Source organism: Billgrantia desiderata, from assembly GCF_900108215.1.
GTDB lineage: Bacteria > Pseudomonadota > Gammaproteobacteria > Pseudomonadales > Halomonadaceae > Halomonas > Halomonas desiderata.
Genome location: NZ_FNVC01000002.1, coordinates 253607 through 274744 on the forward strand (window position 1 = coordinate 253607; position 21138 = coordinate 274744).

The window sequence follows — 21138 nt, forward strand, 5'->3', positions numbered from 1 at the left end:
CATTGCGTTCTCTCCACTGACGCGAGGTGTGTCATGCGCGTGGGCCTCTGCTTCCCTTCCCCGGGTTATGGCGACTGGGAGCGCAAGGTGCATTCGGCTCTGGTCGAGCTGGTTCCCGAGCTGACGCTGCTCGACTGCAGCAGCGCGGGCTGCTTGCACGATGTAGCGCCGGAGGTCCTGGTGGGGCACGAGAGCGAGGCGCTGTGTGCCGGCTTGGCCGCCCCGCCAGAGTCGCTGCGCTGGGTGCAGATCATGAGTGCGGGGGTGGATCGCCTGCTCGACGCCATCGGGCCCGGCCCCGTGGCTTTTCGCATCACCAACGTGCGCGGCATTCACGCCCAGGCCATGGTCGAGTATCTGCTGGCCGTACTGCTGCATTTCGAGAAGCGCCTGGCGCTTTTCGTCGACAACCAGCGGGAGAAGCGCTGGGAGAGACCGGTGCTCGGCCAGCTCGCAGGCAAGCGGCTGCTGGTATGCGGGGCGGGTGGAATCGGCCTTCCCGTCGGCGTCGCGCTGGCCGGGCTCGGTGTCTCGGTCGAGGCGATTGCCCGGGACACCTCGCCGCGGGCGCCTTTTCAGCGAGTGCATGCCTTGTCGTCCCTGCCTGAGGTGATCGGTGACTTCGATTACGTCTTCTGTGCCCTGCCGCTGACCGATGTGACCCGCGGTGTCTTCGGTCGAGACGCGATAGGGGCGATGCGGGATGGCGCCGTCTTCGTCAACGTGGCCAGGGGCGAACTCGTGGACGAGAGCGCCCTGCGCGCGGCGCTGTGCGCCGGCAAGCTGGCGGGAGCGGCACTCGATGCGTTCCGCGAGGAGCCTCTTCCGAGCGTATCGCCCCTGTGGGCGACGCCGAATCTGTTGGTCACCCCTCATGTGGCGGGACGCTTTGCCGCAGGGCATCAGCTGGGACTGGCGGTGCTCAGGGACAACATGGCGGCCTATCTCGCCGGGGCGCCGATGCGCACCGAGGTGCTACCGCAGCGGGGGTATTGAGCATGCGCAAAGAGAGCGGTGCCAATGGTACGGACGTCCTGTTCATTGCGGCGAACACCCGATCGCTGGCCGTCAACCGAGGGGCTTTCATCCGCGCCTTGCAGGCGCGCGGGCTCAGCGTCGGGGCGCTGGTGCCGGACGAGGAGTTTCTGCGGGAGGTCCATGCGCTGGGAGTCGTTACGTGGCACTACCCGCTCGAGCGGCACAGCATGGGCGTGGGCGGGGAGCTCTCCCGGTTCCTGGCGCTGCGTCGCCTGATTCGCCAGATCGCGCCGCGTGCCGTCTTTGCCTACTCCGTCAAGCCGATCGTCCTCGGTATTCCGGCCGCCAGGCTGGCGGGCGTTGCGGAAACCTACTGCCTGGCGACCGGGCTCGGCTATCTCTATGGGCGCCATGACCGCCGCACGCGCTGGATCCGTCGAGTGGTCGACGGCTGCTATGCCGTGTCGGGCGGACTGAGCCGGACGTTCTTCTTCCAGAACCCCGATGATCGCAACGAGCTGCAGCAGCTTGCCCTCTTTCGCCGCTTTGCCCGCAGCGTCGTGGTCAATGGCTCCGGGGTCGATCCGGACGAGTATCCCTTCAGCGAGCCGCCCGTGAGGCCGGTCCGTTTTCTGTTCATGGGGCGCTTCCTGCAGGAAAAGGGCATTCGCGAGTTCGTCGCTGCGGCGAGGCAGCTGGCCGGGCAGACCACCGGTGCGGAGTTCGTCGCCTTGGGCGATACCGACGAAAGCACGGTCAACGGGGTCGGGGCGGCGGAAGTGGCGGCCTGGCGCAAGGAAGGCGTCGTCACGCTGCCCGGCAAGGTGCGCGATGTCCGCAGCCATCTCCAGGCGGCATCGGTGATGGTTCTGCCTTCCTACTATCGGGAGGGCATTCCGCGCAGCCTGCTGGAAGCCATGAGCACGGGCAGGGCGGTGATCACCTGCGATTCGCCTGGCTGTCGGGAAACCGTCATCGACGGGGTCAACGGCTGGCTGATCCGACCCGGAGATGCCGCTGACCTGGCGCGGCGCATGCAGGCATTCGTCAGCGACCCGGGCCTCATCGGGCGAATGGGCAGGGCGGGCAGGGCAATGGTGCTCGAGCGTTTCACTACCGATTTCGTCAATCGGCAAATGCTCGAGGAAATGCCGATCGCCAACATGGGCCAGCCACTGGGAGACCTGGCATGAACCGTACCGATGCGCCCGGAAGGGGCAAGCTGGCACTGCTCGAGTATCTGCAACGCACCGTACCCACGGGGATTCGCTGGGCCTTGCGCGGGGGCAGAGGTGGGCTGGCCGCCTGGCTGGCCAGTGATACGGTCAAGGACCTGGACCTCTGGGTTCACAGTGCAGACATTTCACGCTTCCTCCATGCCCTGTCTCCTCTGGCCGCGGCAACGGTGTCACTGGAATCGGATCCGCGCTGGCTGCGACATCTCGTACTGGTCATGCCCGAGCGATTCGACCATCAGCTCATCGACATCACCTACGGTGACCTCAAGGTAGGCGGGGCGCTGACCTGCCGTGAGGCCCTGGTCGCCACCCGCTCGGGCACGCATGGCCCGATGCTCGCCGGGGTGGCGGCAGTTTCCGACCTGCTGTTGCGCAAGCTGCTGAGAGGAAAACGAGTGGACCCGAGCCGGCTGGCCGAAGCCACCCTGCAGTGGCACCAGGCGCCCGAGCAGCAGCGCCGCTGCTGGCTTGGCGATCTCGGCGAAAGTCTCGGCAGTGCCTTGCAGCACAGCCTGCCGGCCATCCTTTCGGGGCGGCGCATCTCCCAACTGCAGCGTGCAACGTTTCTGCTGGCGGCGCTTCGCGCCTCACTCCACCAGGGCGGTATCTCTCTTGCGCTGCGTCGACGCCGACGGTTGGTGCTGGGGCGACGGTTCCGCGTACCGCTGAAGCGCCCCGTGGCGCCCGTCATGTTTTACCTGGCCGGCTCCGAGGCGGGGGGGCTGGCCCATCGCATCGAGCAGGTGCTGTTCGGCATCGGCGTAGCGACTCAGAGGATCGATGCGGGAACAGCAGTGGGGAGGAGGCTGGGCCGACTCGCTGTGGCAGGCATCTACGGACAGGCCGTCATCGTGACAGGCGATCGTCGGCTCTCCCGTCTGACGGCCTCTCTCTTCGGGGGGGCCATCACGTTCGCGGCGGAGGTCGGCCGGGAAGAGATCCTCAAGCGCTACTACCTGGCCGCTCACCGTTGGTACATCGACGACACCGCCCTCGCCGGGCGCCTGGCAGCCGGTGAAAGTGCCGGCATGGACCTCTCGCTGAGAGCGGCTTCGACGCTGCCCTGAGGCATCACCCAAACCCTGTTTGCCGATCTGCGGCCTGCGCCATGCGCGCTGCTGCAAGCCCTTGCGGCTGGCCGACTTCCCAGATACGAGGCCGTGGCTACCATGAAACGCATTCTCGATGTCGTCCTCTCCGCGCTGGCGCTGCTGGTGCTGTCGATGCCGATGCTGCTGATCGCACTGCTGATCCGCTGGGACTCCCCCGGTGGGGCGCTCTTCGTGCAGCGTCGGGTAGGCCGCCACCTGGTGCCTTTCGATATCTACAAGTTCCGCACCATGCACCACCGTCGCGCCGACGAGATCGACCCGCTGGTCGAGGGGGTCATCGATTCGGAGCACGCGCGCATCACGCGTATCGGCCGTGTACTGCGCGCCACCAGCCTCGATGAGCTGCCTCAGCTGCTGAACGTGCTCAAGGGTGACATGAGCCTGGTGGGCCCCCGCCCCGTTTTGATCGAGCAGGTCGAGGCCGTGCCGGCGCGATACTTGAACCGGTTCTCGGTAAGACCCGGATTGACGGGCCTGGCGCAGGTGCGCGGACGGCGCAGTCTCGGTTGGCTACAGCAGCTGGAGCTCGACTGCCACTATGCCGAGCGTGTCAGCATCGGACTGGATCTGCGCCTCATGCTGGCCACGGTCCATGTCGTGCTGACCTTCAAGGACATCTACGGCGGCACCGAGCAGAACTGGCGTCAATACCGCAACGGGCGGTGCCGGCACGACGTGGAGGAATCGAAGTGAAACGCTTGCACACCATGCTGATCACCGTAGTGCCGGATATCGCTCGATATGCGCAAGAGAGCGGCGTCGATACACTGTTCATCGACATGGAGACGCGCGGCAAGGCGGAGCGACAGGGACATCTGGACACGCACAAGAGTGCGCATACCTATGCCGATGTCGCCCGTATCGCGGCAGTGCTCACCGAGGCCGAACTGATGGTGAGGATCAATCCCCCCTGGGAGGGCACCTCGGCCGAGGTCGATGCCGCCATCGATGCCGGGGCTCAGCGGCTGATGCTGCCCATGTTCAGGCACGTCGCCGAGGTGGCCGAGTTCAAGCGTGCCGTGGCGGGGCGCGTGCCGGTCACGCTGTTGGTGGAAACGTCGGCAAGCCTGGCGCGCCTACCGCTGATCCTGCCTCTGCTCGAGGTCGAAGATCGGGTGCACTTCGGGCTCAATGATCTATGCCTCGACATGCGGCTCGACTTTCTTTTCGAGGTGCTGGGCGGTCGGATGCTCGACGGTCCGACCTCGTTCTGCCGCGAGGCAGGCATTCCGTTCGGCATAGGTGGGGTCGGCTGCATCGGTCAGGGGGTCGTGCCCGCCGAGTGGATTCTCAGCGAGCACGTTCGCCTCGGGTCGGAGTGGGTCATACTGTCCCGAGCCTTCCACGGCGGGGCGGAATCGCTGCCCGCACTGCTGGCGCGCCTGGACCTGGCGAACGAACTCAACGTCATGCAGCGCTGCTATCGACAGCTCGCCATGACCGCGCCCAACGTACTGGCTGCCAATCAGGCCAGCCTGGCGCTGCGCGCAGCGGCGGTCAACGGACAATATCAGCAGCCCAGGGTGGCCTGAAGTCCATGTCGTGAATCCCAGGCCATGATGGCATATCGCAGGTAGGCGGGTTCGAGAGGGTTGTGCAAAAGCGCCTGACGGCTGGACCGTCAGGCGCTTTCGTTTTCAGGGGACGGGCCGTCACTCTTCCCCCAGCTGGGGGCGATAGCAGGGCGGTGAGGTGAGTTCGAGATCCTCGATGTCCTCATGCTGTAGTGCTTCTAGCACGGCTTGCTGCAGTTGCGGAAGATAGGAGTCCTCCAGGTTGCGCGCCGCCGAAAGCAGCGTCAATTTTCCCTGACGCGCATAGCGCATGAGCGGGACGAGGCATTCGGGGTGGTCTCGCAGTTCGCCGCGATAGCGGACCGTGAAGACGGCCGGGGTGATCTCCCCCTCATGCAGCTGACGCCGCAACAGCGTCGACGGCGAGGCATCGCGATACCAGTCCGTCAGGTTGAGGCTCTCGCGACGCTTGCCGCGAGGCCAGAGGCGGTCGACCAGGACCCGGGCACCGTCGCTGGGTTCGCTCGGACTGTAGATTCGCTTGAGTACGATCTCGTAGCTCACACCGTCTCCCTTTGTGCTGTGGGTGTCTGTCTCACCTAGTCTCCAGACGACAACCGTTCCAGGGCCGCCGTGGCATGGGCCTGCCAATGACCGGGCAAGGCAACGGCGCGCTCCAGTGCCTGGCGAGCCTCGCCGATGTTGCCCTGGGCCTGAAGTGTCAGGCCCAGATTGAGCCACGCCACCCCCAGGTCGTCGCGCTGCGCCACCGCGGAGCGAAAGGCTTCGCTGGCCCCTTCGAGATCCCCTGTGGCATGACGGGCGTTGCCCAGAGCGAAGTATCCCATGCCAGAGTGAGGGAAGCGCTCGACGAAGGCTACCCAGGCGGGCAGCGTGGCTTCGGCCCCCTGAACCTGCTCGAATGCCGCAATGGCCTGCAGGGCACGCTGTTCGCCGATACCGCTTGGCAATTCGCCGGGGCGCAGGGCCACGAAAGCCCAGCGATCGCTGCGTGCCCAGGTGGCATCGAAGCGGCGAAACGACTCGATACGCTTTGCCTCTTCGCCACTGTGCAGCATCAGCTCCCTGGCATCCAGATCGTAGCCGATGGCCACGGCGTAATGCCACATCGGCCAGGCAGGAAGCGAGAGGTTCTGCAGCACGACCACGGGATGGCCGGTGGCGATCTCGGTCAGCAGGGCATCGAACGAGTCGTTGAGCACGAAGGGAATGCGTCCATGACGCCTGACGGTGGCCAGCATCTCGGGCTGTACGCTGCCTTCACGACCGGGGATGAACACCTGCGGGATGAGCGTCTCCATGGGCACATCCACGCCAGCGTGATTGAGCGTCATGGCCAGCGCGGCGGGGCCGCACTGGTACTCGCGCTGGGCGTGGAAGGGCACGTCCTCCACCCAGGCCTGGCGAGGCAGGGCCTGGGCAGTGCTCTCGGCCAGGCGCGGCGTGGTGGCGCAGCCGGTCAACAGCAGTAGCCCCAACAGCAGAACGCCCGCAAGGCGGGCGTTCCGGAGGGGCCGATCGATACGGCCTTGCATGATGACGTTCGTCCTCAGCGGGTGAAGGGGAAGACGTTGGTCAGACCCAGGATATCGGTCACCAGCAGCACGATGAAGACGACCAGGAGGGCACCCACGACACCGGCGCCTGCCGGCAGCTGCTCGAGCTGTTCGGCCATTTGGTGCGCTTCTTCGTCGGAGAGCGCCGCCACACGGGCGTCGACTTCGGCCAGATCCACCCCTTGGGCGATGAGCTGCTCCTGCACCTCGGCGCGGGACAGGATCTCATTGATGCGCTCGCGGTCGGCATCGGCGCGTTCGGCCGAAAGTGCAGCCTGGGTCGAGATGAGTTCGCTGGTAGGCAGCGGGGCGGCCGAGACGGAGACGCTGCCGAGCACCAGGGCCAGAATCAACAGCGGGCTAAGAAAGCGGCGGAGTGTTTTCATGTTCAGTGTTCCTTCTTCTTGGGCTTCCGGCTCTTGAATGATCCACGCTCAACGGGCGCAGTCGTGTTGTAGTGCTCCAGCGATGCTTAATAAGTATAAGCAAAAAGCGCATGGTATTTCATGCCCTTGCATTTCATTTCACGACTGCCGGAAGAAATGTGGTCGCAGCGGGGCATGAGACTCCCATAATTCCATTCATCGTGGAATCGATGGCCAACGCTTGCTTCAGCCCACCCGATAGGAGGAAGGCATTTCGGCCAGCAGGCCGCGGCCGCCGGCCAGGGTCAACGCCAGGTCGTGGAGACTTTCCCACAGCGGCAGCTGGGCGGCGCCCTTGATCGAGAGATCGAGGCGCTGGGCGAAGAGCAGCAGCTTGTGCAGGCGCTTTCTGGGCAGACGCGAAATGGCCTGTTGATAGGCGGGGCGGCGTTTGTCGAAGATGGCCGGCTTCTGCGCCTTGCAGGCATGCTCGAAGCTCTGCCCCTGATCGAGGTGCTGGTGCAGCGAGAGCAGGGTGCGCAGCTCGCGGGTCAGGGCCCACAGCACGATGGGCGCCTCGACCCCCTCGCCGCGCAGGCCGCGGACGATACGCGAGACGCGCTCGCGCTCGCCCTTGAGGCAGGCGTCGGCCAGGGTGAAGACATCGTAGCGGGCGCTGTCCTCCACGCCTCCGGCGATCTGAGGGGGACCGACACGGGTGCCGGGCGGTAGCAGCAGAGCGAGCTTCTGCAGCTCCTGATCCGCCGCCAGCAGGTTGCCTTCGGTGCGCTCGCCGAGCAGGCGCGCGGCATCCAGGTCGAGCGTAAGACCATGACGCTCGGCGCGATCGCGCAGCCAGAAACCGAGGCGGGCGGCATCCACCGGCCACACCGGCACGAACAGCCCCAGCTTGTCGAGTGCCGTGAACCAGGCGCTCTTCTGCTGGCGGAAGTCGAGCTTGCCCATGCTGACGAGCAGCACGTTGTCGCCGGTGCCCGGCGCCTCGGCGTACTCCTTCAGCGCCTTGCTGCCTTCCTGGCCGAGGCTCTGGTTGCCCAGGCGCAGCTCGATCAGCTTGCTCGAGGCGAACAGCGACAGGCTGGCAGCCGCTTCGTGCAGCCGGCCCCAGGCGAAGTTGCCCTCGACGTGCAGCACCTCGCGCTCTTCGATGCCGCGCTCACGCGCTGCGCTGCGCACGGCATCGCAGGCTTCCATGTGTTGCAGCGGCTCCTCGCCGGCGACGATGACCACCGGAGGCAGCTTCTTGCTCAGCGCTTCGGGCAGCTTGTCGGCAAAGACCTTCATGTGCGTGCCGCCATGTCAGCGGGTTTCCAGCGCGCGCAGGCGATCGAACAGGCGGCGCAGTGCTTCGTGACGAAGCTCCTGACGCGCCTCCTCGCGTATATCGTCCTGGGCCAGCAGGTTGTCGTCGCTGACGGTGAAGCGCGTTGCTACCTCGAGGCGCTGCTGGGGAAGGCGATAGGCACCGTCACTGCGCCGCTGCACGGAAAAAGGCACCGACAGCGTCATTTCCCGCTCCTGGGGGCCGCTGTCCAGCACGCTCAGCTGGCGCTCGCCGAAGTTCTCGGGGCCCAGGTTGAGTACCAGCGGGGCGTTGGCGTGTACACGCGTGCCGAGCGAGGAGAGGCGTTCTGCCGTGAGCCGGGCCAGTTCGCTGTCGCTGCCGGCGATGGCAAGCTCGTCGACGGCCAGCTCCGGCGTATCGAAGCCGCGCAGACGAAAGCCGCAGCCGGTCAGTGCCATTGCCGCACCGGCGGCCATGGCAAGGTTGAGAAATCCGCGTCGCTGCATGGGGGCTCCCATTCGATCCGTGTCAGCTCACCACGATGTTGACCAGCTTGCCCGGTACCACGATCACCTTACGCACCGTCTTGCCCTCGATATGGCGCTGCACGTTCTCGGCGGCGAAGGCGTCGGTCTCGATGGCCTCCTTGGGCGCGTCGGCGGCCACTTCGATACGGGCGCGCAGCTTGCCGTTGACCTGCACCACCAGCTCGATGGTGTCACGCTCGAGGGCCGACTCATCCAACTGCGGCCAGGCGGCGTCGATGGCGGGTTCCGTGTGGCCCAGCTCGCGCCACAGCGCATGACAGGCGTGGGGCGTGATCGGAGCGAGCAGCAGCACGCAGGCTTCCACGGCCTCGCGGGCCACTGCCAGACCCTGCGGCGAAGCATCCTCGAACCTGGAGAGCGCGTTGGTCAGCTCCATCACCGCCGCGATGGCGGTGTTGAAGGTGGTGCGGCGGCCGATGTCGTCGCTGGCCTTCTTGATCGTCTCGTGAGTCTTGCGCCGCAGTTCACGCTGGTCGTCGTTGAGCGCAGCGCTGTCCAGCTTGCCCGGCTGGCCGGCCTCGAGGTGCTCGGCGACCAGGCGCCACAGGCGCTTGAGGAAGCGGCTGGCGCCCTCGACCCCGGAGTCGGACCACTCCAGCGACTGCTCGGGCGGCGCGGCGAACATCATGAACAGACGCACGGTGTCGGCGCCGAAGCGGTCGATCATCGACTGCGGGTCGACGCCGTTGTTCTTCGACTTGGACATCTTCTCGATGCCGCCCATCTCCACCGGCTCTCCGTCCTTGATCAGCACCGCGCTGACCGGACGGCCCTTGTCGTCGCGCTTGACCTCCACGTCGGCGGGGTTGAACCACTCCTTGCCGCCGTTCGGCGTCGTGCGGTAGAAGGTCTCGGCGATCACCATGCCCTGGGTGAGCAGACGCTGGAACGGCTCGTCGACCTTGACCAGGCCCAGGTCGCGCATCAGCTTGGTGAAGAAGCGCGCGTAGAGCAGGTGCAGGATGGCGTGCTCGATACCGCCGATGTAGAGATCCACCGGCAGCCAGTAGTCGGCACGCTCGTCGAGCATCGCCTCCTGGTTGTCGGCACAGCAGAAGCGAGCGAAGTACCAGGAAGACTCCATGAAGGTGTCGAAGGTGTCGGTCTCGCGCACCCAGCCGTCGCCCAGCTCATAGAACTCGGGCATCTTCTTGAGCGGAGAGCCGGAGGCATCGACGGTCACTTCCATCGGCAGGGCGACGGGCAGCTCCTCGTCGGAGAGCGGCACGGTCTGGCCTTCGGGGCCGTACTTGACCGGAATCGGCGCGCCCCAGTAGCGCTGACGGGCCACGCCCCAGTCGCGCAGGCGGTAGTTGGTCTTCACCTCGCCGCGACCCAGTTCGGCGAGCCTGCCGGCGATGGTCTCGAAGGCGGCATCGAAGTCGAGGCCGTCGAACTCGCCGGAGTTGATCAGCCGGCCATACTCCACGTAGGCGCCTTGCGAAAGATCCGGCGCCTGGCCGCTCTCGTCGGCAATGACCGCCTCGATGGGCAGGCCGTACTTGGTGGCAAATTCCCAGTCGCGCTGGTCATGGCCGGGAACGGCCATCACCGCGCCGGTACCGAACTCCATCAGTACGAAGTTGGCCACGTACACCGGCACCTCGCGGCCGGTCAGCGGGTGCACTGCCACATGCCCGGTAGGCATGCCGCGCTTCTCCTTGGTGGCCAGCTCCGCCTCGGAGGTGCCGCCGCGCGCGCACTCCTCGCAGAAAGCGGCCAGTTCGGCGTTGCCTTCCGCCGCGGCCTTGGCCAGCGGATGGCCGGCCGCCACCGCCACGTAGGTCACGCCCAGCAGCGTATCGGGGCGGGTGGTATAGACCGACAGCGGCTCGGCGGCGCCACCGTCCACCGTCTTGATGTCGAACGTGAGCTCCACCCCGCGCGACTTGCCGATCCAGTTGCGCTGCATGGTCTTGACCTGCTCCGGCCACTCGATCTTGTCGAGATCGGCGAGCAGTTCGTCGGCATAGTCGGTGATGCGCAGGAACCACAGCGGGATCTCCTTGCGCTCCACCAGCGCACCCGAGCGCCAGCCGCGCCCCTCGATGACCTGCTCGTTGGCCAGCACGGTCTGGTCCACCGGATCCCAGTTGACGGTGGACATCTTCTTGTAGACCAGCCCCTTCTCCACCAGCTTGGCGAAGAACCACTGCTCCCAGCGGTAGTAGCTGGTGTCGCAGGTGGCGAACTCGCGGCTCCAGTCGTAGGCGAAACCCAGCGCCTTGAGCTGGTTGCGCATGTAATCGATGTTGTCGTAGGTCCACTTGGCCGGCGGCACCCGGTTCTGGATCGCCGCGTTCTCGGCCGGCATGCCGAAGGCGTCCCAGCCCATGGGCTGCATCACGTTCTTGCCCTGCATGCGCTGGAAGCGCGAGACCACGTCGCCGATGGTGTAGTTGCGCACGTGCCCCATGTGCAGCTTGCCGCTGGGGTAGGGGAACATCGACAGGCAATAGAACTTCTCGCGGTTGGCGTCTTCCACCGCCTTGAAGCACTGGTTCCGGTCCCAGAACTGCTGGGCGTCGCGTTCGATTTCGAAGGGCTTGTACTGTGCGTCCATCGGCTTTCGCAATGACCTTAGAGTGTACGGGCACGGCCGTGCCGTGCGGGTGCGCAGAAATTGTCCGGCGTCATTCCCGATCGGCAGCCGTACGATAAAACGTTGAACTGACGGCGGGATGGCGTCTAAATGGTAACCAAGGATACCCCAGTAGGGCATGCCCGGCCATGCCCGGCCCATGCCGAAACCGGTTCGAGGAGATGACCATGAGCGAACGTCCCGACTCCCATCGCGAACATCGGCTGCGCGAAGGCTACGAGCGTATGCTGGCACGGCTGCGTGAGGGCGCCGACGACCTGACCTGGGAGAACCTGCAGCAAGAGCTGGACGAGGCCGTCGAGTTCGAGGCCGAACTCGAGGAGTTCACCAAGGACGAGCTGGCCCTGCTGCGCGCCTGGGTCGAGCGCGACCTGATCGACATGCGCCGCTACCTGCGGGCTGGCGGGCGTGGCGTGGCCGCCTGGCTGGGTATCGATCTCGACCAGCTCTCGCGCAAGGTGGTGGACTCGCTGTTCTCCATTGCCGATCGCAGCATCGTCGACAACGAGCGGCTCAAGGAGGACCTGGAGGCCGCCCGGGCCGACTACTGCGAGGGCGAGGTGGCAGCCCCCGGGCGCATGGCCTGCGTGCACTGCGACGCGGTGGTCGACCTCGAAGGCGTGACCCGTATCGAGCCCTGTCACCAGTGCGGCCATCGCTACTTCTACCGGGTGTCGCAATAGCCCCGTCTGACATGTCTTGTCCGACATAGTCCGTCCGACATAGCCCGTCCGACGCTGCGGGCCGGCAGCTGCCGGTCCGCGCTTCCTCGCTGCCGTTCGGCCAGGCCTGTCACAGCCAGGCGTCGAGCAGCATGATGGCCCCCACCACCAGCGCGCTGAGCACCAGGGCATAGCCCAGGTTGAGGCGCATCATGCGGTAGCCGCTGGTGCCGTAACGGCCCTGTAGCGACAGGTTGATGCCCGACAACGGCCCCACCGAGGTGCCCACGGCCCAGGAGGCCAGCGCCGTGAAGGCGAACAGGGTAGGTTCGCTGCCGCGCAGATCCAGCATCGAGGCCAGCACCGAGACGCCGATGATCGGGTGCAGGCCGGCCACGGCGCTGAGGACGATGGCCAGAAAGCTGATCACGGCCTGGAGCGCGCCAAAATGGGCGAACAGCCGCCACTCGCTGCCGGTAGCGGCGGCCACCAGGGTGGAGAGACCCAGCGTCAGCAAACCCGCCGAGAGAAACAGGGCGATCTCGCCGCGCATCGCCGGCAGCCGTGTGAGGGTGTGCTGGCGCACCCGGTGCCAGGTCCAGCGCGGCCCGGCGGGCAGGTTGCTGGCCAGCGCCACCGCCGGCAGCAGGAAGGTGATGATGCTGACGATGCCGAGCTCAGGCGTCAGCTGGAAATGGAACAGCATCACCAGGGCGGCCATGGCCACCGGCATCAGCAGGCTGCGTGGGGAGAGCGAGAAGCCCGCTACCTCGGCGAGATCGAAGCGGCGCGACAGCTCGAACGTGGTCAGCGCCCCGCTGACAAGCGCCAGGGGCAGCCCGATGGCCAGGACGCGCGAATACTCCATGCCTGGTGCCAGCGTCATCACCACGCCCATGGAGGCGAAGAAGGGCGACCACAGCGCGGCGCTGGAGAGGCCGCGATTGAGCGCCAGCAGTTGGGGCGTGGTCAGCGGAGCGCGGCGGGCCAGGCGGTCGCCGATCATGAACACCGTCGACAAATTGAGGATGGTGCCGAGCAGGTGTACGCCGAGCCAGGTGCCGGCAGTGCCTCGGCGGCCGGTGACCGGCCGGCCCAGGGGGCGCGACGAGCCGCTGCGGTTGCCGATCAGGCCGATGAAGCTGACGCCGACCAACATTGCCACTACATAGGTATTGCCGCTGGTGACCGTCGGCCAGGCGACCGGCGCGCCGTAGTGCCAGCGTGAGACGACCAGCAAACCCAACCCGATGACGGCCAGCGCCCCGGCCTGCCAGCGGGTACGCCGGGGAATGTCGCGCCATAGCAGCAGCGTGGCCAGCCACAGGGCATAGCCGACCCCATGCGGCAGCAGCACGATTCCGCTGAAGGCAAGTATCTGCTGCACCAGCCCGAGCAGGATCAGCACGCCTGCCAGGGCATGGCGCAAGGGCATCGGTGACGAGTCGGGTGGGGACACGATGGCTCAGGGCTCCGGCGAGTCGGGACGGTGTGTCTGATTTGTGAGCAGTCTAACAATATCTTCCTATCCCCCGCGACTCGCCGTGTCACGCGCCTCCTCCAGCAGGGAGAGCATCGCCCGTGCGGCGTTGGAGAGCGTGCGGCTGCGGTGCACCAGGTAGCCCAGCGAGCGATGGATGGGTGGGTGCTCCACGTCCAGCTCGTGCAGCTCTCCCGCCACCATTCGCTCCGGCAGCAGGCTCCAGCCCAAGCCGATGGCGGCCATCATCTTGAGCGTTTCGAGATAGTTGGTGGCCAGCGCCACGGGCAGGGTGAGACCGGCAGCGGCGAAGCGCGACTCGATCAGCGTACGGGTAAAGGTCAGCGGACCGGGGAGCACGGCATCGAAGGTGCACAGCTCATGCAGCGTAAGCCGCCCATGCCCGGCCAGCGGATGGTCGTGGGCACAGACGAAACACATGCGATCCTGCCATACCGGTACCACGTCGAGCTGCGGGTCGGGATGCGGCGCCAGGGTCACCACGGCGAGCTCCAGCTCACCGTCCAGCACCCCTTGATAGGCCAGCTCCGAGTCGAGGAAGCGCAGGTCCATGCGTACCTCGGGGTGGGCCTGGGTGTAGGCCTTGAGCAGCGGCGGCAGGCGGTGCAGGCCGATATGGTGACTGGTGGCAAGCGTCAGGCTGCCGGCCACCTGGCCTTCGAGATTGGTCAGCGCGCGCCGGCTGTCGTCCACCATGACGAGGATTTGCCGGGCGCGGGGCAGCAGCACCCGACCGGCTTCGGTAAGGGTGACGCGGCGGCCGATGCGGTCGAACAGCCGCGCGCCGATCTGGTCTTCCAGGGTGGCGATGCGCTTGGAAACCGCCGGCTGGGTCAGGTGCAGCTGCTCCGCGGCGCGGGAGAAGCTGCCACTGTCGGCCACGGCGAGAAAGGCTTGCAGGCTCTGGGTGTCCATCTCTCGTTTGTATTCCTTTATGGAATCCAATGAATAAATAACATGAATTGATTTTATGGGCGAGCCGCGCAAGACTGCAATCACTCGGCCATGGCGATGCAGGAAAGGAGTAGCCTTGGCATGTCGGGGCTTTGCCGGCGACAAGGTCTTCGAGGAGGCGCTGTGAATCCATCCCTGGACGCTACATTTGCCATCCATGGCAAATGACCTCCTCTCCGACCTGTCCCCGGCGCCCCTCGGCGAGTCCTGCTGCAATGGCCATTTGAGGCAATACGTACGAGATCGGCGAACCTTGGGCGCGCTGAACAAATCGACGAGCGAGATGAAGCGCAAGGCGCACGGAGCACAGTACCGAGCGAAGCGACAAACAGCCGTAGGCTGGCCCCGAAGGGGCGAGAAGCCGAAGGCTTCGAGTCAACCGGTGCATATGGGGTATATGTGAGGATTCCGAGCACCGCGCAACGCAGCGATTCGCTCGCGCAGTCATTTGGGGAGTCTTTCCCTAGACCGGACAGGCAAAAGGGCCATAGCGCCCGGGAGAACGATATGGCAGGCCAGACGCTTTACGACAAGCTGTGGTCGCAGCACCTGGTGAAGGAGCGCGACGACGGCACCGCACTGATCTACATCGACCGCCAGTTGCTGCACGAAGTGACCTCGCCGCAGGCCTTCGAGGGGCTGCGTCTGGCCGGGCGCAAGCCGTGGCGTCTCGACGCCAACCTGGCCACGCCGGACCACAACGTGCCGACCACGGTGAAGGAGCGTGCCGAGGGTAACGCCGGCATCAAGGATCCGGTGTCGCTGATCCAGGTGCAGACGCTGGACGACAACTGCGTCGAGTTCGGCATCGAAGAGTTCAAGATCAACGACCCACGCCAGGGCATCGTCCACGTGGTGGGGCCGGAGCAGGGCGCCACCCTGCCGGGCATGACCGTGGTCTGCGGCGACTCCCACACCGCCACCCATGGTGCCTTCGCCGCGCTGGCCCACGGCATCGGCACCTCCGAGGTGGAGCACGTGCTCGCCACCCAGTGCCTGCTGGCGCAGAAGATGAAGAACATGCAGGTGCGTGTCGAGGGCAAGCTGGGCGCCGGCGTCACTGCCAAGGACGTGGTGCTGGCCATCATCGGCAAGATCGGTACCGCCGGCGGCACCGGCTATGCCATCGAGTTCGCCGGCAGTGCCATCCGCGACCTCTCCATGGAAGGCCGCATGACGGTGTGCAACATGGCCATCGAGGCCGGCGCCCGGGTCGGCCTGATCGCGGTGGACGACACCACCATCGAGTACCTCGCCGAGCGTCCCTTCGCTCCTCGGGGCGAGCAGTGGCAGGCCGCCGTGGCCGATTGGCGCAACCTGGTTTCCGATGCGGACGCCGAGTTCGACAAGGTGGTGACGCTGGACGCCGCCGAGATTGAACCCCAGGTGAGCTGGGGCACCAGCCCCGAGATGGTCACCGGCATCTCCGGCGAAGTGCCCGACCCGGCCGAGCAAGGCGACGAGACGCTCAAGCGCGGCTACACCCGTGCGCTGGAGTACATGGGCCTCGCGCCCAAGCAGAAGATCACCGATATCAAGCTCGACAAGGTCTTCATCGGTTCCTGCACCAACTCGCGCATCGAGGACCTGCGTGAGGCGGCCAAGGTGGCGCGCGGCAAGAAGGTGGCCGACTCCATCAAGCTCGCCATGGTGGTGCCGGGCTCCGGCCTGGTGAAGCGCCAGGCCGAGGCCGAGGGGCTCGACAAGATCTTCATCGAAGCGGGCTTCGAGTGGCGCGAGCCGGGCTGCTCCATGTGCCTGGCGATGAACGCCGACAAGCTCGGTGCCGGCGAGCACTGCGCCTCCACCTCGAACCGCAACTTCGAGGGGCGCCAGGGCTACGGCGGGCGCACCCATCTGGTCAGCCCGGCGATGGCCGCCGCCGCCGCCATCGCCGGTCATTTCGTCGACGTACGCAGCTTCGACGCCCAGCCCGTCGCAGAGGAGGCCTGAGCCATGAGAAAGTTCGAACGCACCGAAGGGCTCGTCGCGCCGCTCGACCGGGCCAACGTCGACACCGACCTGATCATTCCCAAGCAGTTTCTCAAGTCGATCAAGCGCACCGGCTTCGGCGTCAATCTGTTCGACGAGCTGCGCTACCTCGACGAGGGGCAGCCCGGACAGGATTGCTCGCAGCGTCCGCTCAACCCGGATTTCGTGCTCAACCAGCCGCGTTACCAGGGGGCTAGCGTGCTGCTCGCACGGCGCAACTTCGGCTGCGGCAGCTCCCGCGAGCACGCCCCCTGGGCGCTGGAGGATTTCGGCTTCCGCGTGGTGATCGCACCGAGCTTTGCCGACATCTTCTACAACAACGCCTTCAAGAACGGCCTGCTGCTGATCACCCTGCCCGAGGAGGTGGTCGACCGGCTGTTCCACGAGGTGGAGGCCAGCGAAGGCTACCGCCTGGACGTGGACCTGGAGAACCAGCGGGTGATCACCCCCGCGGGCGAGATCCTCGAGTTCGAGGTCGACGCCTTCCGCAAGCACTGTTTGCTCGAAGGGCTCGATGACATCGGCATCACGCTGCAGGACGAGGACGCCATTCGCGCCTTCGAGGTGAAGCATCGCCAGGCCCGGCCGTGGCTGTTCCGCGATACCGCTCAGGCCTGAACGCTCTTAACTTTGCATCCGTCGCTGGTGCGGGGCTGATCCGGCGGCAGGCCTTCGAGGAGGCGCTGTGAACCCGTCCCTGGGCGCTACTTTTGCCATCCATGGCAAAAGACCTCCTCTTCGGCCTGCCCCCGGCGCCCCGCTTGCGACGGCGTAGTCAACCAAGGAAGCAACGATGACACGCAAGATTTTGGTACTGCCGGGTGACGGCATCGGCCCCGAGATCACTGCCGAGGCCAGCCGCATCCTCGCTGCCTGCCAGGCCAATGGCCTCGACATCGAGATCGAGCAAGGGCTGGTCGGCGGAGCCGCCTATGACGAGCACGGCGAGCCGCTGCCCGCCGTGACCCTGGACAAGGCCAAGGCCGCCGATGCCATCCTGCTCGGCGCCGTGGGCGGACCCAAGTGGGACAAGCTCGAGGACCTCGCCAAGCGCCCGGAGAAGGGCTTGCTCGGGCTGCGCAAGAACCTCGGCCTGTTCGCCAACCTGCGCCCGGCCATCACCTACCCGCAGCTAGCCAGCGCCTCCAGCCTCAAGCCCGAGCTGGTGGCCGGCCTCGACATCATGATCGTGCGCGAGCTCACCGGCGGCATCTACTTCGGCCAGCCCCGCGGCATCGAGGTGCGTGACGGCCAGCGCGTCGGTTTCAACACCTATATCTATTCCGAGAGCGAGATCGAGCGCATCGGCCGGGTCGCCTTCGAGCTGGCACAGAAGCGCGGCAAGCGCCTGTGCAGCGTCGACAAGGCCAACGTGCTCGAGGTCACCATCCTGTGGCGCGAGGTGATGGAGCGGCTGGCGCCGGAGTACCCCGACGTTGAGCTCTCGCACATGTACGTCGACAACGCCGCCATGCAGCTGGTGCGCGCGCCCAAGCAGTTCGACGTGATGGTCACCGGCAACATGTTCGGCGACATTCTCTCCGACGCCGCCGCCATGCTCACCGGCTCCATCGGCATGCTGCCCTCGGCCTCGCTCAACGAGAGCGGGCAGGGCATGTACGAGCCCTGCCACGGCAGCGCGCCGGACATCGCCGGCAAGGGAATCGCCAACCCGCTGGCGACGATTCTCTCGGTGGCGATGATGCTGCGCTACTCCCTTGGCGAGCCCGAGTTCGCCAGCCGCATCGAGGCTGCCGTGGGCAAGGTGCTGGATGACGGCCTGCGCACCGCGGACATCGCTTCCGAAGGCACCCGCACCGTCTCCACCCGCGAGATGGGCGATGCGGTGCTGGCGGCCTTCGAGGCGGCTTGATGGCCAACGCCGGCCGGTGCTGATGGGCGGCGGTGGGTTTTCACCGGGATGGGCTTGTCACTGGGGTGGGGTTCTCGACTACGCTGGTGACAAGGTACGTCGCCGTGCATGGGGCCCGCCATGGTGAAGACTCTCCGCCGCTTTTCTCGCTTGCCCTGGCAGCGCAAGGCCCTGCTGCTGGAGGGCGCGTTGTGGCTGACCTTGGCCTGGATGCTGGTGCGCGGCCTGCCGTTTCGCTTCTGGTCGCGCTGGCTGGGCCAGCAGGCGGAAGGCGAAGTCGAACTGAGGGCTGCCGGACGCGATCCTCGGGCGCTGGAGATCTGCTGGTCGGTCAGCGTCATCAATACCCGGCTGGGCGGCAGGTTGACCTGCCTCATGCTGGCCATGGCGGCTCAGTGGATGCTGCATCGACGGCGGATATCTTCTTGCCTGGTGCTGGGCACGTTGACGCAACAGGATGCGCAGCGCCGCCCCACTTTCAAGGCGCATGCCTGGGTGAGGGACGCCAGCGGAATCGTGCTGGGCCATCAGGACGAGCCCTATGTGGCGCTCTCCAGCTTCGTGCGCTGCTATCCCGCCCGGGAAGGCGAAACCTGCTGAGGTCGATCAGGAGAAGCAGACGCTACGTGCTGCTGTCGTACCTGTCCTGGAAGGCTGGTCCTCAGCCTGTCGATATGAGAACTCCCCTCTCTTCGGTCTAGTGCCAAAAGGCGGTGCGTCTTGGCTTGATGCGTCTGCGAGAAGATACAATTCTTCACATGATGTTTGGTGCCATCAAGGGAGTCAGCCATCATGCAGATGACCACGGTTGTGAGGCGACATCCGTCGCTGCTTGCGTCACAGGTCAATGACGATGTGGTGCTGTTCAGTGCCGAGCGGGGCATGTACTACGGTACTCAGGCAGTGGGCGGGCGTATCTGGAGCCTGATTCAGGACGAGACGAGCGTCTCGGATATCTGCGAGCGGGTTCTGGCAGAGTTCTCGGTGGAGCGTGAAAACTGTGAGCGCGACGTGTTGCAGTTTCTGGAGCAACTCGAGACCGAAGGCCTGGTGACGACGCGCTGACAGGTCGTGCTGTCGATAGAAGTGGCGCTCAGGCGCCCACTTCGCGATAGTGGTGTGCCTGTTGGTTGAACAGACGACAGTAGATGCCGCCCCGCCGGATCAGCTCATCATGGGTCCCGCTCTCGCATATCACCCCTTCCTCCATCACATAGATACGATCGGCCATGCGCACGGTCGAAAGCCGGTGGCTGATGATGAGTGCAGCTCGGTGATCGATCCGCTCGCGAAAATTCTCGAACAGCTGGAACTCGGCGCCCGGATCCAGCGCGCTGGTGGGTTCGTCGAGAATGATGACGTTGGACTGCTGCTGCATGAAAGCCCGCGCCAAGGCGACTTTTTGCCACTGGCCGATGCTGATCTCCTGGCCGTCGTCGAACATACGGGTCAAGGGGGTATCGTAGCCGGCCGAGAGCCCCTGTATGAAGCCATCGGCATCGGCCTTGCGCGCCGCCGATCTCACGGCCGGGGTGTCGCGAGGTGCCTGGATATCGCCAAAACGAATGTTCTCTCCAGCCGACTCGGCGTAGTGAGAGTAATCCTGGAAGATCACGCTGAACAGGCGGCGGTAGTCTTCCAGCCCGTAGTCGCGTATGTCGACGCCATCCAGCGTTATCTTGCCTGCCGTCGGGTCGTAGAGGCGGCAGAGCAACTTGATCAGCGAGGTCTTGCCGGAGCCGTTGGTGCCCACCAGCGCCACGATCTGGCCCGGGGCGATGCTCAGGTCGATATGACGTAGCGCGGGAGCGGTGCAGCCGGGATAGTGAAAGCTGACGTCGTGAAACCGAATTCCCTCGCGCATCGGCTCGGGTATCGGCACGGGCTGGGCGGGGTCGGAGATGACCGGGCGAACGGCCAGGAACTCGAGCAACAGCCCCATGAAAAGGTGGTCTTCATAGAGATTGGAAAGCTGGTGGACCAGATCCTGCCCCATTGACTGGGCGCGTTGAAAGATCAGCAGGAACAGCACCAGGTCGCCGACGCTGTTGTAGCCCTCTGCGGTTTGCCAGGCCAGATAGGCCAGGGCGCCGAAGAAGGCGGTGGTGGCGACGGCGCCCACGGCCACCTCGATCCGCGTGCGGCGTTGAGTGATGTCCACGCGTTCGCGCCGGATCTGACTGCGTAGCCTGCCGTAGCTGCTCCTTAGATGGTCGCCTAGCCGATAGAGACGCAGCTCCTTGGCGTGGTGATTCGAGGTCATCAGCCAGTCGAGATAGCCGGCGCGACGCTCCATCTGCGTGCGTCGCAGCTGCCAGTCGTAAAGATGCCGGGTGAAATGCAGTCTCACCAGTAGTGCCGGAACGATGGCGATCGCCAATATCGGCAGCAACAGCCAATTGAGTGACACAATCAACCCCGCGATGGCCGCCAGCATGATGCCGTTGCGCACCAGCATCATGAGATTGCTGACCACCTGGACCGGCCGGTGGCTGCCCGCTTCCCGCGCGCGTTCGAGGGTGTCGAAGTAGCGCGGACTTTCATAGAAAGCGAGGTCGGCCGCCACTGCCCGGGCATGTATCTCCTGGTCGATATGGTCGGCCACCAGCAGGGCCTGTATCTCCTTGGCCAGGTTCGACAGGGCGCGTACCGCGATGAAGGCGAGCGTCGTGATACCTGTCAGGGCGACATACCACAACACGGGAGCGAAGCTGTCCGGCGAGGCAGCGTCGCCGAGAAGCTGAGTGACGACATCCACCAGTTGTTTGAGCAAATAGAGGACGGCCAGGCCCAGGCATGCCTCCATCACCATGAACAAGGTGCTCAGCAGCGTCCATTTCCGGCTACTCTTCCACAGCAGGGGCAGGATGGCCCTGAGGGTCTCCACGGGAGCCAGGAGCTTCCGAAGGCTCACCA

At 65.7% G+C, this 21138-nt stretch carries 20 protein-coding genes; 11 read left to right on the forward strand and 9 right to left on the reverse strand.

Annotation, left to right across the window (positions count from 1 at the left end; translation table 11 throughout):
- Positions 1-33: 33 nt before the first annotated feature.
- The 5 genes from C4S71_RS03530 (at position 34) to C4S71_RS03550 (ending at position 4860) form a co-directional block, all read left to right on the forward strand.
- On the forward strand, positions 34-996 hold the full coding sequence (locus tag C4S71_RS03530) for a D-2-hydroxyacid dehydrogenase (protein WP_103968222.1): 963 nt from the start codon (positions 34-36) through the stop codon (positions 994-996).
- A 2-nt stretch (positions 997-998) separates the two neighbouring features.
- Positions 999-2171 carry a glycosyltransferase family 4 protein gene (locus tag C4S71_RS03535; protein ID WP_103968223.1) on the forward strand — a complete coding sequence of 391 codons (1173 nt, stop codon included), beginning with the start codon at positions 999-1001 and terminating at the stop codon, positions 2169-2171.
- Positions 2168-3283: a hypothetical protein gene (locus C4S71_RS03540; protein WP_103968224.1), complete on the forward strand. Its 1116-nt coding sequence runs from the start codon at positions 2168-2170 to the stop codon at positions 3281-3283. The genes C4S71_RS03535 and C4S71_RS03540 overlap by 4 nt, the downstream gene beginning before the upstream one ends.
- A 102-nt stretch (positions 3284-3385) precedes the next feature.
- Entirely contained in the window at positions 3386-4021 is a 636-nt protein-coding gene (locus tag C4S71_RS03545; protein WP_103968225.1) for a sugar transferase, read from the forward strand.
- A complete protein-coding gene (locus C4S71_RS03550; protein WP_200825221.1) occupies positions 4018-4860 on the forward strand; it encodes an aldolase/citrate lyase family protein in 843 nt (280 codons plus the stop codon). The genes C4S71_RS03545 and C4S71_RS03550 overlap by 4 nt, the downstream gene beginning before the upstream one ends.
- Before the next feature lie 120 nt (positions 4861-4980).
- Here C4S71_RS03550 and C4S71_RS03555 read toward each other — a convergent pair whose 3' ends face one another.
- The 6 genes from C4S71_RS03555 to leuS form a co-directional block, all read right to left on the reverse strand.
- Positions 4981-5406, reverse strand: coding sequence for a DUF488 domain-containing protein (locus tag C4S71_RS03555; RefSeq protein WP_103968226.1), 426 nt, complete (start codon positions 5404-5406; stop codon positions 4981-4983).
- A gap of 35 nt (positions 5407-5441) precedes the next feature.
- Entirely contained in the window at positions 5442-6398 is a 957-nt protein-coding gene (locus C4S71_RS03560) for a PA2778 family cysteine peptidase (RefSeq protein WP_103968227.1), read from the reverse strand.
- A 14-nt stretch (positions 6399-6412) separates the two neighbouring features.
- Complete coding sequence (locus tag C4S71_RS03565; RefSeq protein WP_010629045.1) at positions 6413-6805, reverse strand: PA2779 family protein; 393 nt, start codon at positions 6803-6805, stop codon at positions 6413-6415.
- Between the two features lie 225 nt (positions 6806-7030).
- The gene (gene holA, locus C4S71_RS03570; protein ID WP_086508748.1) at positions 7031-8089 is read right to left on the reverse strand and encodes a DNA polymerase III subunit delta; all 1059 of its coding nucleotides are present in this window, start codon (positions 8087-8089) and stop codon (positions 7031-7033) included.
- Positions 8090-8104: 15 nt separating this feature from the next.
- Complete coding sequence (locus C4S71_RS03575; RefSeq protein WP_103968228.1) at positions 8105-8596, reverse strand: LPS-assembly lipoprotein LptE; 492 nt, start codon at positions 8594-8596, stop codon at positions 8105-8107.
- Positions 8597-8618: 22 nt separating this feature from the next.
- Positions 8619-11201: a leucine--tRNA ligase gene (leuS, locus tag C4S71_RS03580; RefSeq protein WP_103968229.1), complete on the reverse strand. Its 2583-nt coding sequence runs from the start codon at positions 11199-11201 to the stop codon at positions 8619-8621.
- A 206-nt stretch (positions 11202-11407) separates the two neighbouring features.
- Here leuS and C4S71_RS03585 point away from each other — a divergent pair, with 206 nt between their 5' ends.
- Complete coding sequence (locus tag C4S71_RS03585) at positions 11408-11923, forward strand: zinc ribbon-containing protein (protein ID WP_086508751.1); 516 nt, start codon at positions 11408-11410, stop codon at positions 11921-11923.
- Between the two features lie 109 nt (positions 11924-12032).
- Here the strand turns inward: C4S71_RS03585 and C4S71_RS03590 are convergent, their stop codons facing one another.
- Positions 12033-13337 (reverse strand): hypothetical protein, encoded by a 1305-nt coding sequence (locus tag C4S71_RS03590; RefSeq protein ID WP_103968230.1) that lies wholly within the window; start codon positions 13335-13337, stop codon positions 12033-12035.
- Positions 13338-13427: 90 nt separating this feature from the next.
- Positions 13428-14318 (reverse strand): LysR family transcriptional regulator, encoded by an 891-nt coding sequence (locus tag C4S71_RS03595; protein ID WP_103968231.1) that lies wholly within the window; start codon positions 14316-14318, stop codon positions 13428-13430.
- A 546-nt stretch (positions 14319-14864) separates the two neighbouring features.
- On the opposite strand from C4S71_RS03595, the gene leuC reads away from it, so the two are divergent.
- From leuC to C4S71_RS03620, 5 genes are all read left to right on the forward strand, one after another.
- Positions 14865-16310, forward strand: a complete 1446-nt coding sequence (gene leuC, locus C4S71_RS03600) for a 3-isopropylmalate dehydratase large subunit (protein WP_103968232.1) — start codon at positions 14865-14867, stop codon at positions 16308-16310.
- A 3-nt stretch (positions 16311-16313) separates the two neighbouring features.
- Positions 16314-16967 carry a 3-isopropylmalate dehydratase small subunit gene (gene leuD / locus C4S71_RS03605; RefSeq protein WP_103968233.1) on the forward strand — a complete coding sequence of 218 codons (654 nt, stop codon included), beginning with the start codon at positions 16314-16316 and terminating at the stop codon, positions 16965-16967.
- A 175-nt stretch (positions 16968-17142) separates the two neighbouring features.
- On the forward strand, positions 17143-18222 hold the full coding sequence (gene leuB, locus C4S71_RS03610) for a 3-isopropylmalate dehydrogenase (protein ID WP_103968234.1): 1080 nt from the start codon (positions 17143-17145) through the stop codon (positions 18220-18222).
- Positions 18223-18342: 120 nt separating this feature from the next.
- Entirely contained in the window at positions 18343-18822 is a 480-nt protein-coding gene (locus tag C4S71_RS03615; RefSeq protein ID WP_160113347.1) for a lasso peptide biosynthesis B2 protein, read from the forward strand.
- A gap of 192 nt (positions 18823-19014) precedes the next feature.
- Positions 19015-19287: a PqqD family peptide modification chaperone gene (locus C4S71_RS03620; RefSeq protein WP_086508769.1), complete on the forward strand. Its 273-nt coding sequence runs from the start codon at positions 19015-19017 to the stop codon at positions 19285-19287.
- A gap of 28 nt (positions 19288-19315) precedes the next feature.
- Here the strand turns inward: C4S71_RS03620 and C4S71_RS03625 are convergent, their stop codons facing one another.
- Complete coding sequence (locus tag C4S71_RS03625; protein ID WP_160113348.1) at positions 19316-21109, reverse strand: ABC transporter ATP-binding protein; 1794 nt, start codon at positions 21107-21109, stop codon at positions 19316-19318.
- Positions 21110-21138 lie beyond the last annotated feature (29 nt).